Annotated in this window: 13 protein-coding genes; 4 read left to right on the top strand and 9 right to left on the bottom strand. The window is 54.8% G+C overall.

Features of this window, described 5'->3' with window-relative positions; translation table 11 throughout:
* Window positions 1–158 precede the first annotated feature (158 nt).
* Window positions 159–299 (top strand): hypothetical protein, encoded by a 141-nt coding sequence (locus P159_RS20575; RefSeq protein WP_185753660.1) that lies wholly within the window; start codon window positions 159–161, stop codon window positions 297–299.
* A complete protein-coding gene (locus P159_RS19295; RefSeq protein ID WP_051650216.1) occupies window positions 293–1,828 on the top strand; it encodes an EAL domain-containing protein in 1,536 nt (511 codons plus the stop codon). Before P159_RS20575 ends, P159_RS19295 begins: the two co-directional genes overlap by 7 nt.
* Before the next feature lie 70 nt (window positions 1,829–1,898).
* Here P159_RS19295 and P159_RS0107340 read toward each other — a convergent pair whose 3' ends face one another.
* From P159_RS0107340 to P159_RS0107330, 3 genes are all read right to left on the bottom strand, one after another.
* Window positions 1,899–3,005: an SLC13 family permease gene (locus P159_RS0107340; RefSeq protein WP_029542835.1), complete on the bottom strand. Its 1,107-nt coding sequence runs from the start codon at window positions 3,003–3,005 to the stop codon at window positions 1,899–1,901.
* Window positions 3,006–3,141: 136 nt separating this feature from the next.
* Complete coding sequence (rbr, locus tag P159_RS0107335) at window positions 3,142–3,678, bottom strand: rubrerythrin (RefSeq protein ID WP_029542833.1); 537 nt, start codon at window positions 3,676–3,678, stop codon at window positions 3,142–3,144.
* Window positions 3,679–4,110: 432 nt separating this feature from the next.
* Window positions 4,111–5,736, bottom strand: coding sequence for an IS1182 family transposase (locus P159_RS0107330; RefSeq protein WP_029542724.1), 1,626 nt, complete (start codon window positions 5,734–5,736; stop codon window positions 4,111–4,113).
* Window positions 5,737–5,917: 181 nt separating this feature from the next.
* Here P159_RS0107330 and P159_RS0107325 point away from each other — a divergent pair, with 181 nt between their 5' ends.
* Both P159_RS0107325 and P159_RS0107320 read left to right on the top strand, forming a co-directional pair.
* On the top strand, window positions 5,918–6,985 hold the full coding sequence (locus P159_RS0107325; RefSeq protein WP_029542832.1) for a tartrate dehydrogenase: 1,068 nt from the start codon (window positions 5,918–5,920) through the stop codon (window positions 6,983–6,985).
* 137 nt (window positions 6,986–7,122) lie between these two features.
* Window positions 7,123–7,542 (top strand): hypothetical protein, encoded by a 420-nt coding sequence (locus P159_RS0107320; protein WP_029542830.1) that lies wholly within the window; start codon window positions 7,123–7,125, stop codon window positions 7,540–7,542.
* Between the two features lie 135 nt (window positions 7,543–7,677).
* Here P159_RS0107320 and P159_RS0107315 read toward each other — a convergent pair whose 3' ends face one another.
* From P159_RS0107315 to flgG, 6 genes are all read right to left on the bottom strand, one after another.
* Window positions 7,678–9,147, bottom strand: a complete 1,470-nt coding sequence (locus tag P159_RS0107315) for a phosphodiester glycosidase family protein (protein WP_029542829.1) — start codon at window positions 9,145–9,147, stop codon at window positions 7,678–7,680.
* A 91-nt stretch (window positions 9,148–9,238) separates the two neighbouring features.
* On the bottom strand, window positions 9,239–9,682 hold the full coding sequence (locus tag P159_RS0107310; protein WP_051650215.1) for a rod-binding protein: 444 nt from the start codon (window positions 9,680–9,682) through the stop codon (window positions 9,239–9,241).
* A gap of 11 nt (window positions 9,683–9,693) precedes the next feature.
* A complete protein-coding gene (locus P159_RS0107305) occupies window positions 9,694–10,803 on the bottom strand; it encodes a flagellar basal body P-ring protein FlgI (RefSeq protein ID WP_029542826.1) in 1,110 nt (369 codons plus the stop codon).
* A 21-nt stretch (window positions 10,804–10,824) separates the two neighbouring features.
* Window positions 10,825–11,442 (bottom strand): flagellar basal body L-ring protein FlgH, encoded by a 618-nt coding sequence (locus tag P159_RS0107300; protein ID WP_029542824.1) that lies wholly within the window; start codon window positions 11,440–11,442, stop codon window positions 10,825–10,827.
* A gap of 19 nt (window positions 11,443–11,461) precedes the next feature.
* Window positions 11,462–12,232 (bottom strand): flagellar basal body P-ring formation chaperone FlgA, encoded by a 771-nt coding sequence (flgA, locus tag P159_RS0107295; RefSeq protein ID WP_051650214.1) that lies wholly within the window; start codon window positions 12,230–12,232, stop codon window positions 11,462–11,464.
* 23 nt (window positions 12,233–12,255) lie between these two features.
* Window positions 12,256–13,047: a flagellar basal-body rod protein FlgG gene (gene flgG / locus P159_RS0107290; protein ID WP_029542820.1), complete on the bottom strand. Its 792-nt coding sequence runs from the start codon at window positions 13,045–13,047 to the stop codon at window positions 12,256–12,258.
* Between the last annotated feature and the right edge of the window lie 21 nt (window positions 13,048–13,068).

Below are 13,068 nucleotides of genomic sequence, written 5' to 3'. Positions count from 1 at the left end.
GCGGGGCGAAACAGGGCGCACTGGCCCTGTGGCCCTGCCCAGGGACTTCTCTCCGTAGATACTCTCATCAAGCATATGGGCGAAAAGGATATCCTCTGGTGCCAGTCTCCCGAGGACTGCCTTGACGCCGTGCGGACGGGCGGGCTGACAGGACTTTCATGGAAGCCTACAGCTCCCAGTACCATATCCTGCACAACGGCTACTACGACCTGAGCGCTACAGGCGACATCGTGTGCAGCCTGGATATTGGCCTGGCCGTACAGGGCACCCCCGAAGGCGGCAGCTCCTCTCCGTGCTGAACCATGACCTCAACTCCCTGCCCTCCAATTTCCGGGGAACCATGGACACCCGCGGCATCTTCCAGGGGAAGATGCAGACCTTCTCCGCCTTTGTCTACAACTATCCCATGCAGGTCTTTACCGGGCTTATGGCCCTGCTCCTGGCTCTGTGCCTGTTTTTCTTCTACATCCTGCACATCCGCCGCCGCCATGTGGCAGAAATCCAGAAAGCAGCCTATACCGACTACTGGTCAGAGCTGCCCAACTGGCGCTGGTTCGTGGACGAAATCCCCGAACTTCTGAAGGGCCAGCTGGCTAAATCTGCCGCTGCAGGCCGCTGCTATGTGCTGAGGGTGGACATCGAGTCCATCAACCAGCTGAGCACCAGCACTCGCAAGGCCATCATCGATGAGCAGCTGCCCCGCATCCTGAAAGTGCTGCAGACCAGACTGAAACTCAGGGCCACCGCCGTCAGCGGCATGGCCAAGATGATCATGGCCCTGGGAGAGATGCCCGTCTCCGGCAACGAACAACCTCCCATGGACAGCCTGGTAGAACAGGTTTCCATCACTCTCCGGGGCATCATCCGGCAGGAAACCGCCATCGAACTGCAGGCCGTGAACCTCAAGGGCGGCATCTGCCGCCTGGAAAAGGCCGAGGAACTGGAAACGGCAGTGCACAGGGCAGAGCTTGCCATCTCCGAAGCCTACGAAGCAGGCAGGCTGGTCTGCGTCTACGATGAAAAACTGGAAAAGCAGCTGGCCCGTCGCCAGCTCATCGAAGCAGAAATGGAACAGGCCCTGCAGCAGCGGGAATTCGAAGTCTGGTTCCAGCCCAAATACGACCTCAATACACATCGGACCACTGGAGCCGAAGCCCTGGTGCGATGGAAAAGCTCCAAGATGGGCTTCATGCCCCCGGGAGAGTTCATCAATATATTTGAAGAAAACGGCTTCATCATCCCCCTGGACAACTTCGTGCTGGAGGAAACCTGCGCCATGCAGGAACGCAGGCGGAATGAAGGCAAAAAGACCGTGCCCATCTCCGTGAACCAGTCCCGCATGCACTTCCTGCAGGACGGCTATATGCTCTACATGAAGAAAGTCAGGGACACCTACAACCTGCGTCCGGGACTGGTGGAGCTGGAGCTCACAGAAACAGCATTCTCCTTCATCGACCATCCCGACAGGCGGGACAGGGCCATCCGCATCATCAGCACCCTCCACCGGCTGGGCTTCCAGCTGTCCATGGATGACTTCGGCTCCGGCTATTCTTCGCTGGAGCTCCTGAACATCCTCCCTCTGGATGTGATGAAGATAGACCGCACCCTGATCACCGGCCCCGAGAGCAACGAGCGCATGAGGCAGATCCTCACTGCCTCCGTGGAACTGGGCCAGCGCCTGGGCATGACCGTCCTCTGCGAAGGCATCGAAAACGAAACTCAGGAAGAAATCCTCAAGAAATGCGGCTGCCAATACGGCCAGGGCTACCTCTATTCCAAGCCCATGCCCATGGCAGAATTTGAGAAGTTTTTGGACGAACATGGATGACAAAAAATCGGCTGTGCAGTTGGCGCAGCCGATTTTTTTGTGAAGTATAGGTAAGATTCCCAGAAGGACATTACACATAAAGCTTGTAATACCCCAGCAGCAGCGCCAGCACCAGCAGGTTGCTGCCAGTGAAGGTCAGCAGGTAATAACCGGGCCTGCTGAAACGGGTGCCCAGGTAGGCCTTGAAGGAAATAACGCTGGCCATAGAGGCAATGATGGTGCCCAGGCCACCGATATTCACGCCCAGGAGCAGGGGCACATAGGCCTCCGTACAGCCGGACAGCAGGACGGTGGCGGGTACATTGCTGAGAACCTGGCTCAGGATCAGGGACACCCAGAACTCATGTCCCGTGAGAAGGCTGGCCGCCTTTGAGGTCAGCGCCTCCAGATGGCTCAGGCTGCCCACCCCGATGAAGAGCAGGGCGAAGAGCAACAAAAGCTTGAAATCAGCCTCCAGGAGCAAGCGCCTGTCAAGCAGGAGCAGCCCCGGCAGGACCAGCACAGCCAGCAGAGTGAAGTCCAGCAGGTGCAGCACATGGAGGAGGCAGAGCAGGAACAGCACCAACAGGGGCGCAATCTTTTTCCAGGGCAGCCCCTCTTCCGCCTGGCTGCTCAATTCCACTTCCACCTCAGGCAGGGTGAAGGTGGCCAGATAGATTACCACGCCGCTTATGATTACCACCGGGGCGGTGACAGCGAAAAAGTCCCAAGGGGAAAGCCCGTAATGGGAATAGATGAAGAGATTCTGGGGGTTGCCCACCGGAGTCAGCATACTGCCCAGGTTCGCTGCTATGGTCTGCCAGCAAACCGTGGGCACGATAAGCCTGATGCGCCGGGCCTCCGTGAAGGTCATGATGGCCAGAGGCACAAAGACGATCAGGGCCACATCATTGGTGATGAGCATAGAGGAAAAATAGCAGCTGAAGATGAAGAACCGTGAGAGACTGCGCCCGGAATTGCGCCCTTTGAACAGCCGCTGAAAGAGTGCGGCAAAGAAACCGCTCTGCCTGAGCCCCGCCACAATGCTCATGAGGAACAGCAGCAAACCCAGCAGGGGAAGATTGAGGCAGGCCAGGACTTCCGCGGGAGCAGGGGGTGCAAGGCACCCCGCCCCCAGGGCAAAGAGCCCCGCCAGAAACAGATCGGGATAACGGCGGAAAGCATGATAGACAGGCACGGAAAAGATACTCCTTTACTTCATTATTGTTGATGTTTTGACACTAGATTATAACGCCGCCACCGTCTTTTGTCTACAAAAAAGCACCGCAAGGGGCGCTTTGCCAGCCTTGCGGTGCCTGCCTGTCCAGTCAGCTTCAATAATTGACTTCGCTGATTTCAAAGTAACTCTTGGGATGAGCGCAGGTGGGGCAGATTTCGGGAGCCTTGGTGCCCACCACGATATGGCCGCAGTTGCGACACTCCCACATCTTGACCTCGCTCTTCTGGAAGACTTCCTGCATTTCCACGTTCTGCAGGAGCTTCCTGTAGCGCTCCTCATGGTGCTTCTCGATGGCAGCTACCAGGCGGAACTTGGCAGCCAGCTCCTTGAAGCCCTCTTCCTCGGCGGTCTTGGCGAAGCCGTCATACATATCCGTCCACTCGTAGTTCTCGCCCTCAGCGGCAGCGAGCAGGTTGGCCTTGGTGTCGCCAATGCCTTCCAACTCCTTGAACCACATCTTGGCGTGTTCCTTCTCATTGTCAGCCGTCTTCAAAAAGAGGGCCGCAATCTGCTCGAAGCCTTCCTTCTTGGCCTTGGATGCAAAATAGGTATACTTGTTCCTGGCCTGGGATTCGCCTGCAAAGGCCGCTTCCAAATTCTTCTCGGTCTGGGTGCCTGCATATTTGCTCATAAGCTTTGCCTCCTCTAATATACCATACACTACCTGTCTTTCAGCTTCGCCATCCTCTGCCTTTATTCCTGCCCCCTGATAGCTTTTTGCTCAAAAAAATCCTCACCGCAAGATTTTATAGGAACGTGCCCATAAAACACCAAACATCAAGCTCCGCAAGGGTAATTTTACCTAAAATAAACAATATTATGCAGTAACACTTACCCAAACATTGATATAATAATAAACGAAGATAATCAATTTCCCTTCCCCATTTTTCAATTCCCCCCTTATCCTTCGGGGCTGTTGCATGAGTGTAATTCCACTTATGCACAGCCCCTTTTCCTTGTTGATGTATAAGAAGTTCCTATTCGTTGTAAAATCCACTAAAAATGAGCACAAGATACCAGGCGGTCTAAAAATCGCCTTTTTTCTTGTGCTCTTATTTTGTATTCAGGCTGCGTTATTCACAGGGAACAGGTGCTGGCCTGCTCTGTCTGACTGGATTTTGCAGTGCAGCTTTTGAATATTGTAAGCCATAGCCACCAGCATGATCTCAACAAGGACATTTGCTGTGCCGCGGCTCAGGAACCTTCGGAAATTCATGTCCGCCTTCATCATTGCAAATGCACCTTCTGCCTGTATGCTTCGGTTTATGCGCAGTTGTACTCCTTCTTTTGAGGTTATACGTTCCAAATCTTCCTGACGTTGGCGCAGAAACTGTTTGGATACTTCAAAGTGCTTGGTTCTCTCCTCCAGCGGGGTCTTGCAATGGTTTCCGTGTATGCACTGGCTCTTCAGCGGGCAATTGCCGCAATCCGCAGAACTGTAAAGGGTTATATTTCTTTTGAATCCTGTCCGGCTGCTGCGTACGAATTCCTTTGCAGCTGCAAGCTTCCTGCCCTGGGCGCATAAATAGGCATCTTCTTCTGGCAGATAGGTCATATTCTCCCTGCGCCCGATATCCTTTTTCCATTTTCTTGTCTTGCTCTTCTCATAATTGCTGGGCTTTATGAAGGCGCGCTGCCCGTTGGTCTCAAGATAGAGGTAGTTCTCTTCGCTTTCGTATCCTGCATCCGCAACCACATTGGGATAGCGGCGCTGCAGATGTTTCTCCATATCCTGAAGGAAAGGAATGAGTGTGGTTGTATCTGTAGGCTGGGGACCGACCGATGCCCATGTGATGAATTCAGAGTCCGTACCGCACTGGATGTTGTAGGCGGGCTTAAGCTGGCCGTTCTTCATGGCATCTTCCTTCATGCGCATGAAGGTGGCATCCGTGTCTGTCTTGGCAAAGCTATTGCGGTTGCCTAGAATGTGCAGATATGTATTGTATTTTTTGAGCCGGGCAATGAACTCGTCCAGCTGCTCCATTGTTTTCTGCAGGGCAGTCTTGCGCTTGCCCGTTCCCTTGACGAAGATGATGTCCTGCGCCTTCTGGCATGCCTTGAGCTTGCGGCGGAGCTTTTTGAGGTGCCTGACATGGATTTCATCGCCGTAATGCAGAGAAAGCGTGAACGCTTCCCTGGCTTTGCTGACAAAGGCAGGAAGCTTTGCCATGAGCTTGGCTTTGTTTTTAAGGACAGCCTTCTTCCAGACAAATTTATACTTGTTGGAGAAAGACTCAATCTTTGTTCCGTCAATGAAGATGTCTTTAAGGGAAATGACACCGAACTGTTCAAGCAGGAAGTCCATCTGGGCAAACAGTTCCTTGATGCAGGGGGCCAGATGTTTGGAACGGAATCTTGAGATGGTAACATGGTCAGGGGCCGGCTTGCCTTCCAGCAGGTACATGAAGTTGATGTCCCTTCGGCAGGCAGTCTCGATCCTGCGTGAGCTGAAAATATGGTTCATTCCGGCATAAACAAGGATGGCCAGCATCTGCCTGGGCGACGCCAGATTTCGATCTATCCTTTGATAGGTCTCCTCCAGTGACTTTATATCCATACCTCCAATGCAGTGGCGAAGCAGGCGGACGGGGTCATCTTTGCTAACCTGAAATTCAAGATTTAAGGGGAGAAACAGTTGATAATTCTCTCCTAAAGACGTATACTCTTTCTGTGAATTTGGTTTTTGCATACCTAAATTCTACACCTAATCCCGGGGCTTGAATGTCCCGGGATTATCTTTTTGCATAAAAAATGAGGCTGCTGCACGTTTGGATTACGTGCAACAGCCCCTTTTTTTCATTGAAGGAATCTAGCCACGGACAGCGAAGGTAGTATAATAAGATTATCACCAGCAAGAAAGGATGTTTGCCATGCAGAAATACAAGATTGCCGTAATTGCCGGGGATGGCATTGGGCCGGAAGTCATTGAGGAAGGCAAGAAAGTGCTCTCGGGCATTGCCAAAATCGACGGCGGCTTTGAAGTGGAGTTCACGGACTTTCCCTGGGGGTGCGAATATTACCTGCGGGAAGGCAGGATGATGCCCGAAAGCGGCCTTTCGCAGCTGAAAAGCTTCGATGCCATCTACCTGGGCGCCGTGGGCTATCCCGGGGTGCCGGACGATGTTTCCCTGCAGGGACTGCTCCTGAAGATTCGCAAGGGCTTTGACCAGTACATCAACCTGCGGCCTGTGAAGCTCCTTCGGGGTGCTCCCTGCCCCCTGAAGGATGTCAGCGAGTCAGATATCGACATGACGGTGGTGCGGGAGAACAGCGAGGGTGAGTATGCCAACGTGGGCTGCCGCCTCTTCCCCGGCACTGAGCAGGAAACAGCTCTCCAGACAGGAGTTTTCTCCCGCAAGGGCTGCGAGCGGGTAATCCGCTACGCCTACGAGCTGGCAAAGAAAGAAGGCAAGAGCCTCACCAATATCAGCAAGGCCAATGCCCTGGGCTACTCCATGGTGTTCTGGAATGAGATCTTCGCCCAGGTGGGCAAGGAATACCCTGAGGTGCCCACCTCCAGTCTCATGGTGGATGCTGCCAGTATGTTCTTTGTCAAGAATCCCAAACGCTTCCAGATTGTAGTCACCAGCAATCTCTTTGGCGATATCCTCACAGACCTGGGGGCAGCCATCGCCGGTGGCATGGGCCTTGCTGCAGGTGCCAACCTCAACCCCGAGCGCAAATACCCCAGCATGTTCGAGCCCATCCACGGCAGCGCCCCGGACATCGCAGGCAAGGGCCTGGCGAATCCCCTGGCCGCCATCTGGAGCGTCAGCCAGATGCTGGACTTCCTGGGCCAGCCTGAGTGGGGAGAGAAGGTCATCTCCGCCATCGAGACCCTGCTCCTGGAGAAGAAATGCCTGACCCCGGACCTGGGGGGCACAGCCAAGACAAATGAGATTGGCGAAGCCATCATGGAAATACTGCAAAGAAAATAATGCCTCAAACTTCCCACACCTATAACAGGCGTAGATCCTTGAAAACTGTATATCTCAGAAGATAAAAAAGGCGCAAAGCCTCAAAACTTGGTACAATAGAAGTGCAAACAAACCATTATCCAAGGAGGTTTTACGCCATGTCTATTGTATCACTTGAATCCGCCGATGAAAAGAACGTTTCTGCTTCCATCTTGAACTTTCTCACTGCCTATGGGGTAATCAGCCTTTTGAGCAATTGTGGAGGCACAAAGCTCAAGGGGGTTCCTGTCAAAGCTCTGTTCACTTACACGCTTACAAATGTCTTCCGCATGGGGAGCTTCTATATGCAGAACAAGCTGGGGAAGATTCATGATGGCTTTTCAAAGAACACCTGCTATCGTTTCCTCATGAGCCCGCGCACCAACTGGCTTCGCTTTACCACGCTCCTTTCTGCGAGGATTATCAACGGGCATCTCCGCGATCTGACCTCCGAGAATCGTGATGACTGCTTTGTCATTCCAAACTGCCAGAGTCCATGCAGCGTCTATTGCAGGCGGCCTGAGGATTTTATCTCTTGAGATATACGGTTTTCAAGGAGCTGTTAGTATTTTTTATGTGGGAAGTTTGAGACACATACAAATAAAGAGAAACTCGCTTCTGCCAGCCACAGCTTGCAGAAGCGAGTTTCTCTTTATTCATTTATGATCTATGGCTTACTTGTTTACCACCATCAGCGCAGTACCAACCGGCCTTTCCTGACCATCGGATGGGGAGTTCTGGATTTCTCCTCCTACCACCAATTCGCTGGAGCCGCCGCCGTCGAAGTTGATGGCGTCCACAGCGCCCATCTTTTTCATGAGATAGGCCCACTCCGTGAGGGTCAGGCCATGGCTCACGGCCTGACGGCCGTCCACCACGCCCAGCAGGAAATGGCCATCCTTGGTAACGCCCACGGCACTTCTGGGGGCCCTGCCGTAGCGGATGTCACCAGGGAACTCCTCCTCGGCGGCAGTTACGGTGACCTTGCCGGAAGTCAGCAGGCGGGGTCCCACCCCCAGGATATCCGGGCAGTTATTCCACTGGGTGCCAAGATTTTCCGTGATCACAGCGGGGTCCCCCACCTTCACGGGAGCGAAATAGCTGGCCGCTGTGCCGTGTACGGAAATGACACAGCCATCAGCGGGAATGGCGCTGTTGCCCTTTTCGTTGATAGCGGTGACCTTGCCGCCACGCACCACGTACTCTACACCATACTCATTGGTGCCGGTGCGGCTGCCATAAGCCCGGTTGTAGATGATGAGGTTGTTTTCCCCACGCTCGCAGTCCACCCCGGAAACCCCCTGGGAAATGCTGCCCAGCTTCACCTGGCCATTGTAGTCGATCTTGCCAAAGACCGGCTTGCCCTGAGAGGTCAGGCCGAAAGCGCTGCGGGTGATGTAGGTGGTGCCAGCCATCAGGCCATCAATCCTCGTGACCCCCAGGATATCACCTGACAGGGCAAAGTAAGAGGCGTTCACTGCGGCCAGTGCCTGATAGCGGTCAGAGATGCCGCTGACGGTCTCCCGTCCCGGCACCCTGCCCCGTGCCAGGGCGGGCTTCACTTTGTACCTGTTGTTATCAGCCTCCACGAAATAAGCCGTGACCTTGCCGTCCTCATCGTTGTAACTGTACTTGATGCGGGTAAGGCCGGGAGCAACTTCGTCCTTTTCCAGCCCTGGAACGCCGTAAGGATTGGCAGGCTTTACCCTGATGGGGTTAAGCTTGACCTTCTCAGAACTGGCCGCAGGACTTGACTTCCCCGGCAGCACATCCACCAGCAGGCGGCTGGGGTTCCTGAGAGACTCAACCTTGTAGGTCATGCCCTCCTTCAGGGACAAAGTGACTCTGACCATGTCCCCATCCATCTGGTACTTCACCGCCTGTATGCGGGAGCCGTGGAAGTTCGCCCGGGCAATACCGCTGGCTGAGACGTCAGACATATCAAGGGTAAGTTCCCTGCCATCAGCACTCAGGCTCGCTTCATACTTCGGCAGCTGGGAAAGATCAAACACAATCCGGTCATGCTTGCTGCCGCTGTGGAAGCGAATGCCGGAAAGACGGGCGCCAGCCGCCAGAGCAAAGCTCTCAAGCAAAAGCATCAAAGCGACAGTCACCGCAAAAATACGGCCAAATCTATATCTCATCTGCATACCTCCTGCTTAATTACAAAAGGAAAAAGAAAAAGCCCCCTCGCAGGAGCTTTTCCTTGTCCGTGCTTACCCTATAATGTCACAATCAGACACCTTTGTCAATTCTCCCATTGACCTGCGGGGAGAGCTGCTTGTAGAGCATATCCGCCAGGCCAATACCACCGCCGTCGGCGATGTTTTCCATGAGCTTCTCATCATGCATATCACGGAAGATCTTCTGGGCATTTGACTCCCCAAAGAGAGAATCCTCCGGCACCGTAGCCTTCATTTCCTTGTACATCATATTGAGGAACATGGCCTCGAAGCCCTTGCAGGCTTCCTTCAATTCCTTGTCCTGCTTATCCTTGGCAGCCTCGTTCACCACGTGATCAGCCGTGACCTTGGCCTTTTTCTGCAAATCCTTAAGCACCGCCTCAAAGCTGGCAGCCTCGGCTGCAGTGGTGGCAGAATCATAGCTATTATTGGCAGGACCGCTGCCCTTAAGCAGACCACCTGCAGATAAACCAGAGTTGATAGCTGAAATATCCATAACCTGCCTCCTTAGATAATCTCCAGGTCTGCATGGATAGCTCCTGCCGCCTTCATGGCCTGCAGGATGGAGATGGTATCCCTGGCCGTAGCGCCCACGGCGTTCAGGGCGCCTACGATATCGCTGATGCTGGCGGTGGCGGGCACCACTACGGTGCTGGCCACATCTTCTTCTGCACCTACAGCTGTGTTGTTGGTGACGATAGTGGTACCATAGGACAGGGGATCAGGCTGGACGGCCTGCTGGTCTTTGGTGACCCTGATGGAGATCCCCCCCTGAGTGATGGCACACTCGTCTACCGACACATCGCCCCCCATGACGATGGTGCCCGTGCGCTCGTTCACAACCACCTTGGCAATGTTGTCAGGCACAATGGGCAGTTCCTCGATGGTGGCCACGAACCCCACCACATTGCCCCGGAAGTAAGCGGGGATGTTGATGTCGATGCGCCCCGGGTTCGCTGCGGTGGCAATACCGCCGTACTGGGCATTGATGGAAGCTGCCATACGGGCAGCAGTGGTGAAGTCGGGACGGGAGAGGGACAGGGAAATCTTACCCCCCTGGCCCAAATCGTCTTCCACTGACTTTTCTACAATAGCCCCATTAGGCGTCAGCCCTACGGTGGGGAAATTCTTCTGGGCGCTGCCGCCCCCGCCAGAGCCGGCCACAAAGCCGCCGGTGGAAACAGGCCCCTGGGCCACGGCGTAAACTTCACCGTTGGCAGCCTTCAAGGGAGTCTGCAGCAAAGTGCCCCCCTGGAGGCTCTTGGCATCACCGATGGAAGATGAGGTGACATCTATGGTGTCCCCCTCCCTTATAAAAGGAGGCAGGGTAGCCGTCACCATGACGGCGGCGGAGTTTTTCAGCTTGAAATCTTCGGCCGGTATGGTAATGCCGAAAGTGAGCAGCATATTGCGGATGGACTGCCTCACATCTTCCTTGCTGTCCCCGGTGCCCGGCAGACCCACTACGATGCCGTAACCCACCAGCTGGTTGGAACGAACTCCCTGGACTTTCGCAATATCCTTGATGCGGGTGGGAGCAGACTCGGCACCTGCCTGCTGGGGCAGGGCTGCCATAAGCATAAACACAGCTAAAGCTAAAGCTAAGAATTTCTTCATGAAAAGACCTCCATCACTCCATCAGAAGAGGATATTGAAAATCTGGGTCAAGATGCCCTGACGCTGCTTGGCGTTCAAGGGGCCCTTGCCGTCAAAGCGCACGGTAGCATCTGCTATCTTGGTGGAAGGAATGGTATTGTTGGCCAGGATATCATCCTGACGGCAGATGCCCCGGAAGGTTATCTTGTGCTCGTCCTTGTTCTGCCAGATAGACTGGGTGCCCTCCAGCACCATATTGCCATTGGGGAACATCTCCGTCACCGTCACCGTCACATTGGCCAGCGCCCTGTTGGTGGCAGTGGCGCTGCCCTTGGCGGAGAAGGAATCGTTGCCGCTGGCAGAAGCAGCCTTCAAGAAGTCGAAGATGCCCACACCTGCCTGGATGCCGACAGAACCATTCTTGGAATTGGCTGTGTTCTTGGCAGTGCTGAGAGTAGTGGACTCACTGATGACAATGGTCACGATATCTCCCACTGCACAGGCCTTGCGGTCTGCAAACCTGCCCCGGTCAATGCCGGGCTTATCCGACCAGAGAGACTTGGCCTCTGCCCTGTCTGCCAGGCCGAAGAAAGAAACACTGAAGATGCTCAATACCAGAGCAAGAACTCCCCATCTATGCAACAAATGCCTTGTGCTCATTTGCCTTCCCCCTTCGCTGCTATATCTGTACTGTATGGGCATCTATGACCTTGGCCCGCAGGAATTTGCCGGAGCGGGCATTCTTCACCTTGATATAGGCGCCGATGCGCCCCTTTTGCAGGGCAATGCCCTCGGCCTTCACCTGTATGCCGTTCACATCCACCAGAATATCCACGGGCGTGCCCACCTCCACCGCCACCGGCATCTGCACCATATTGCGGCGGAGCACCTGGCCTGCCTTCAGCACCCGGGCAGGCACCTTGCCAATAACCTCATCAATACTGTGGAAATAGGCCGCAGAGGAGGCCTCCACCTCCCTTTCCTCCGCCCGCACATCGGCGGCGGTGAAAGGCTGCTCAAGGCCCAGGTCGCGGGTCACCAGCAGCACCTGCTCATACACCAGCACCTTGTAATAGCAGACGGTGCGGCGAAAGAGCTTTCCATTCACATACACCAGCATATTCACAGGCGTGCTGAGACCGTAGCTCACAATTTTGGGCAGCTGCACCTCGCAAGTGACCTCCCCCTCCGGCAGCCGCATAGGCTGGGGAGAGCGCAGGAGCTTCAGCTCGTGGCGACGGTTCTCGCCAATGGAAGACAGCCTCTCCTCCAGCTTTTCTGCCGCCAGGGCGGCAAACTGCTCGGAGGGAATCAACTGAGGAAAGGAGTCTGCCTGCAGCCCCGGACCATAAGCTTCCGCCTTCATGGGCTCCGACCAGCCCAAGCCGGGAAAACCTGTCACGGCCAGGAGCACAAGCGCCATAAAAGCGCCTGAGAGGAGGGCCGTCACGGCTCTCCTCCCCTTGCACTTTATCAACGCTTCAAGCCATTGGCGATCTCCAGCATGGAGTCGGAAGTGGTGACCGCCTTGGAATTGGATTCATAGGCACGCTGGGAAATGATCATGTGCACCATTTCCTCAACTATCTGCACATTGCTCATCTCCAATGTACCCTGGGTGAGGGTTCCTGCCCCCTGCTCACCGGGATTGCTCTCAATTGCCTCGCCTGAAGCATCGGAGACGATGAAGAGATTCTTGCCGATAGCAGTGAGGCCGGCGGGATTCACGAAACGGGCCAGCACAATCTGCCCCACCTGCTGGGTTGTGCCCCCCGCAGGAGTCTCGCTGACGGTGCCGTCTCCGGCAATGACGATGGAATCCGCAGGAGAGGTCTGATCAAAAGTGATGCCGTCTGCAATAGGATAACCATCAGTAGTCACCATGCGACGGTTTGAATCCAGCTTAAAGCTTCCGTCACGGGTGTAAGCCGTGGTGCCATCCGGCAGCGTGATGCGGAAGAAGCCCTCCCCCTGTATGCCTACATCCGTAGGTACATCCGTGGTCTGGAGCGGCCCCTGGGTAAAGACCCGCTGGGTGGCAGCTACCCGGGTGCCCAAGCCTATCTGCTTGCCCGTGGGATACTGGGCATCAGCCCCGGAGGTGGCCCCTGCCTCGCGGACAGTCTGGTAGAGCAGATCCTGGAACTCAGCCCTGACCTTCTTGCCACCATAATCGTTGACGTTGGCGATATTGTTGGAAATGACATCCATATTTGTCTGTTGGGCGATCATGCCGGAGGCAGCCGACCAAAGAGATCTCATCATAGGAACATCCCTCCATTTTTA

The sequence above is a fragment of the Selenomonas sp. AB3002 genome (assembly GCF_000702545.1).
In the GTDB taxonomy this organism is placed as follows: domain Bacteria; phylum Bacillota; class Negativicutes; order Selenomonadales; family Selenomonadaceae; genus Selenomonas_B; species Selenomonas_B ruminantium_A.
The sequence above is the reverse complement of the archived record's forward strand: the minus strand, read 5'-3'. Positions and strand labels throughout refer to the sequence as shown.

What these genes read in the sequence shown, in the direction of transcription:
- P159_RS0107330 (WP_029542724.1), bottom strand. Translation starts at nt 5,736, where the DNA reads ATGCAAAAACCAAATTCACAGAAAGAGTATACGTCTTTAGGAGAGAAT.
- flgG (WP_029542820.1), bottom strand. Translation starts at nt 13,047, where the DNA reads ATGATGAGATCTCTTTGGTCGGCTGCCTCCGGCATGATCGCCCAACAG.
- P159_RS0107310 (WP_051650215.1), bottom strand. Translation starts at nt 9,682, where the DNA reads ATGGATATTTCAGCTATCAACTCTGGTTTATCTGCAGGTGGTCTGCTT.
- rbr (WP_029542833.1), bottom strand. Translation starts at nt 3,678, where the DNA reads ATGAGCAAATATGCAGGCACCCAGACCGAGAAGAATTTGGAAGCGGCC.
- P159_RS0107315 (WP_029542829.1), bottom strand. Translation starts at nt 9,147, where the DNA reads ATGAGATATAGATTTGGCCGTATTTTTGCGGTGACTGTCGCTTTGATG.
- P159_RS20575 (WP_185753660.1), top strand. Translation starts at nt 159, where the DNA reads ATGGAAGCCTACAGCTCCCAGTACCATATCCTGCACAACGGCTACTAC.
- P159_RS0107305 (WP_029542826.1), bottom strand. Translation starts at nt 10,803, where the DNA reads ATGAAGAAATTCTTAGCTTTAGCTTTAGCTGTGTTTATGCTTATGGCA.
- P159_RS0107300 (WP_029542824.1), bottom strand. Translation starts at nt 11,442, where the DNA reads ATGAGCACAAGGCATTTGTTGCATAGATGGGGAGTTCTTGCTCTGGTA.
- P159_RS0107320 (WP_029542830.1), top strand. Translation starts at nt 7,123, where the DNA reads ATGTCTATTGTATCACTTGAATCCGCCGATGAAAAGAACGTTTCTGCT.
- P159_RS0107325 (WP_029542832.1), top strand. Translation starts at nt 5,918, where the DNA reads ATGCAGAAATACAAGATTGCCGTAATTGCCGGGGATGGCATTGGGCCG.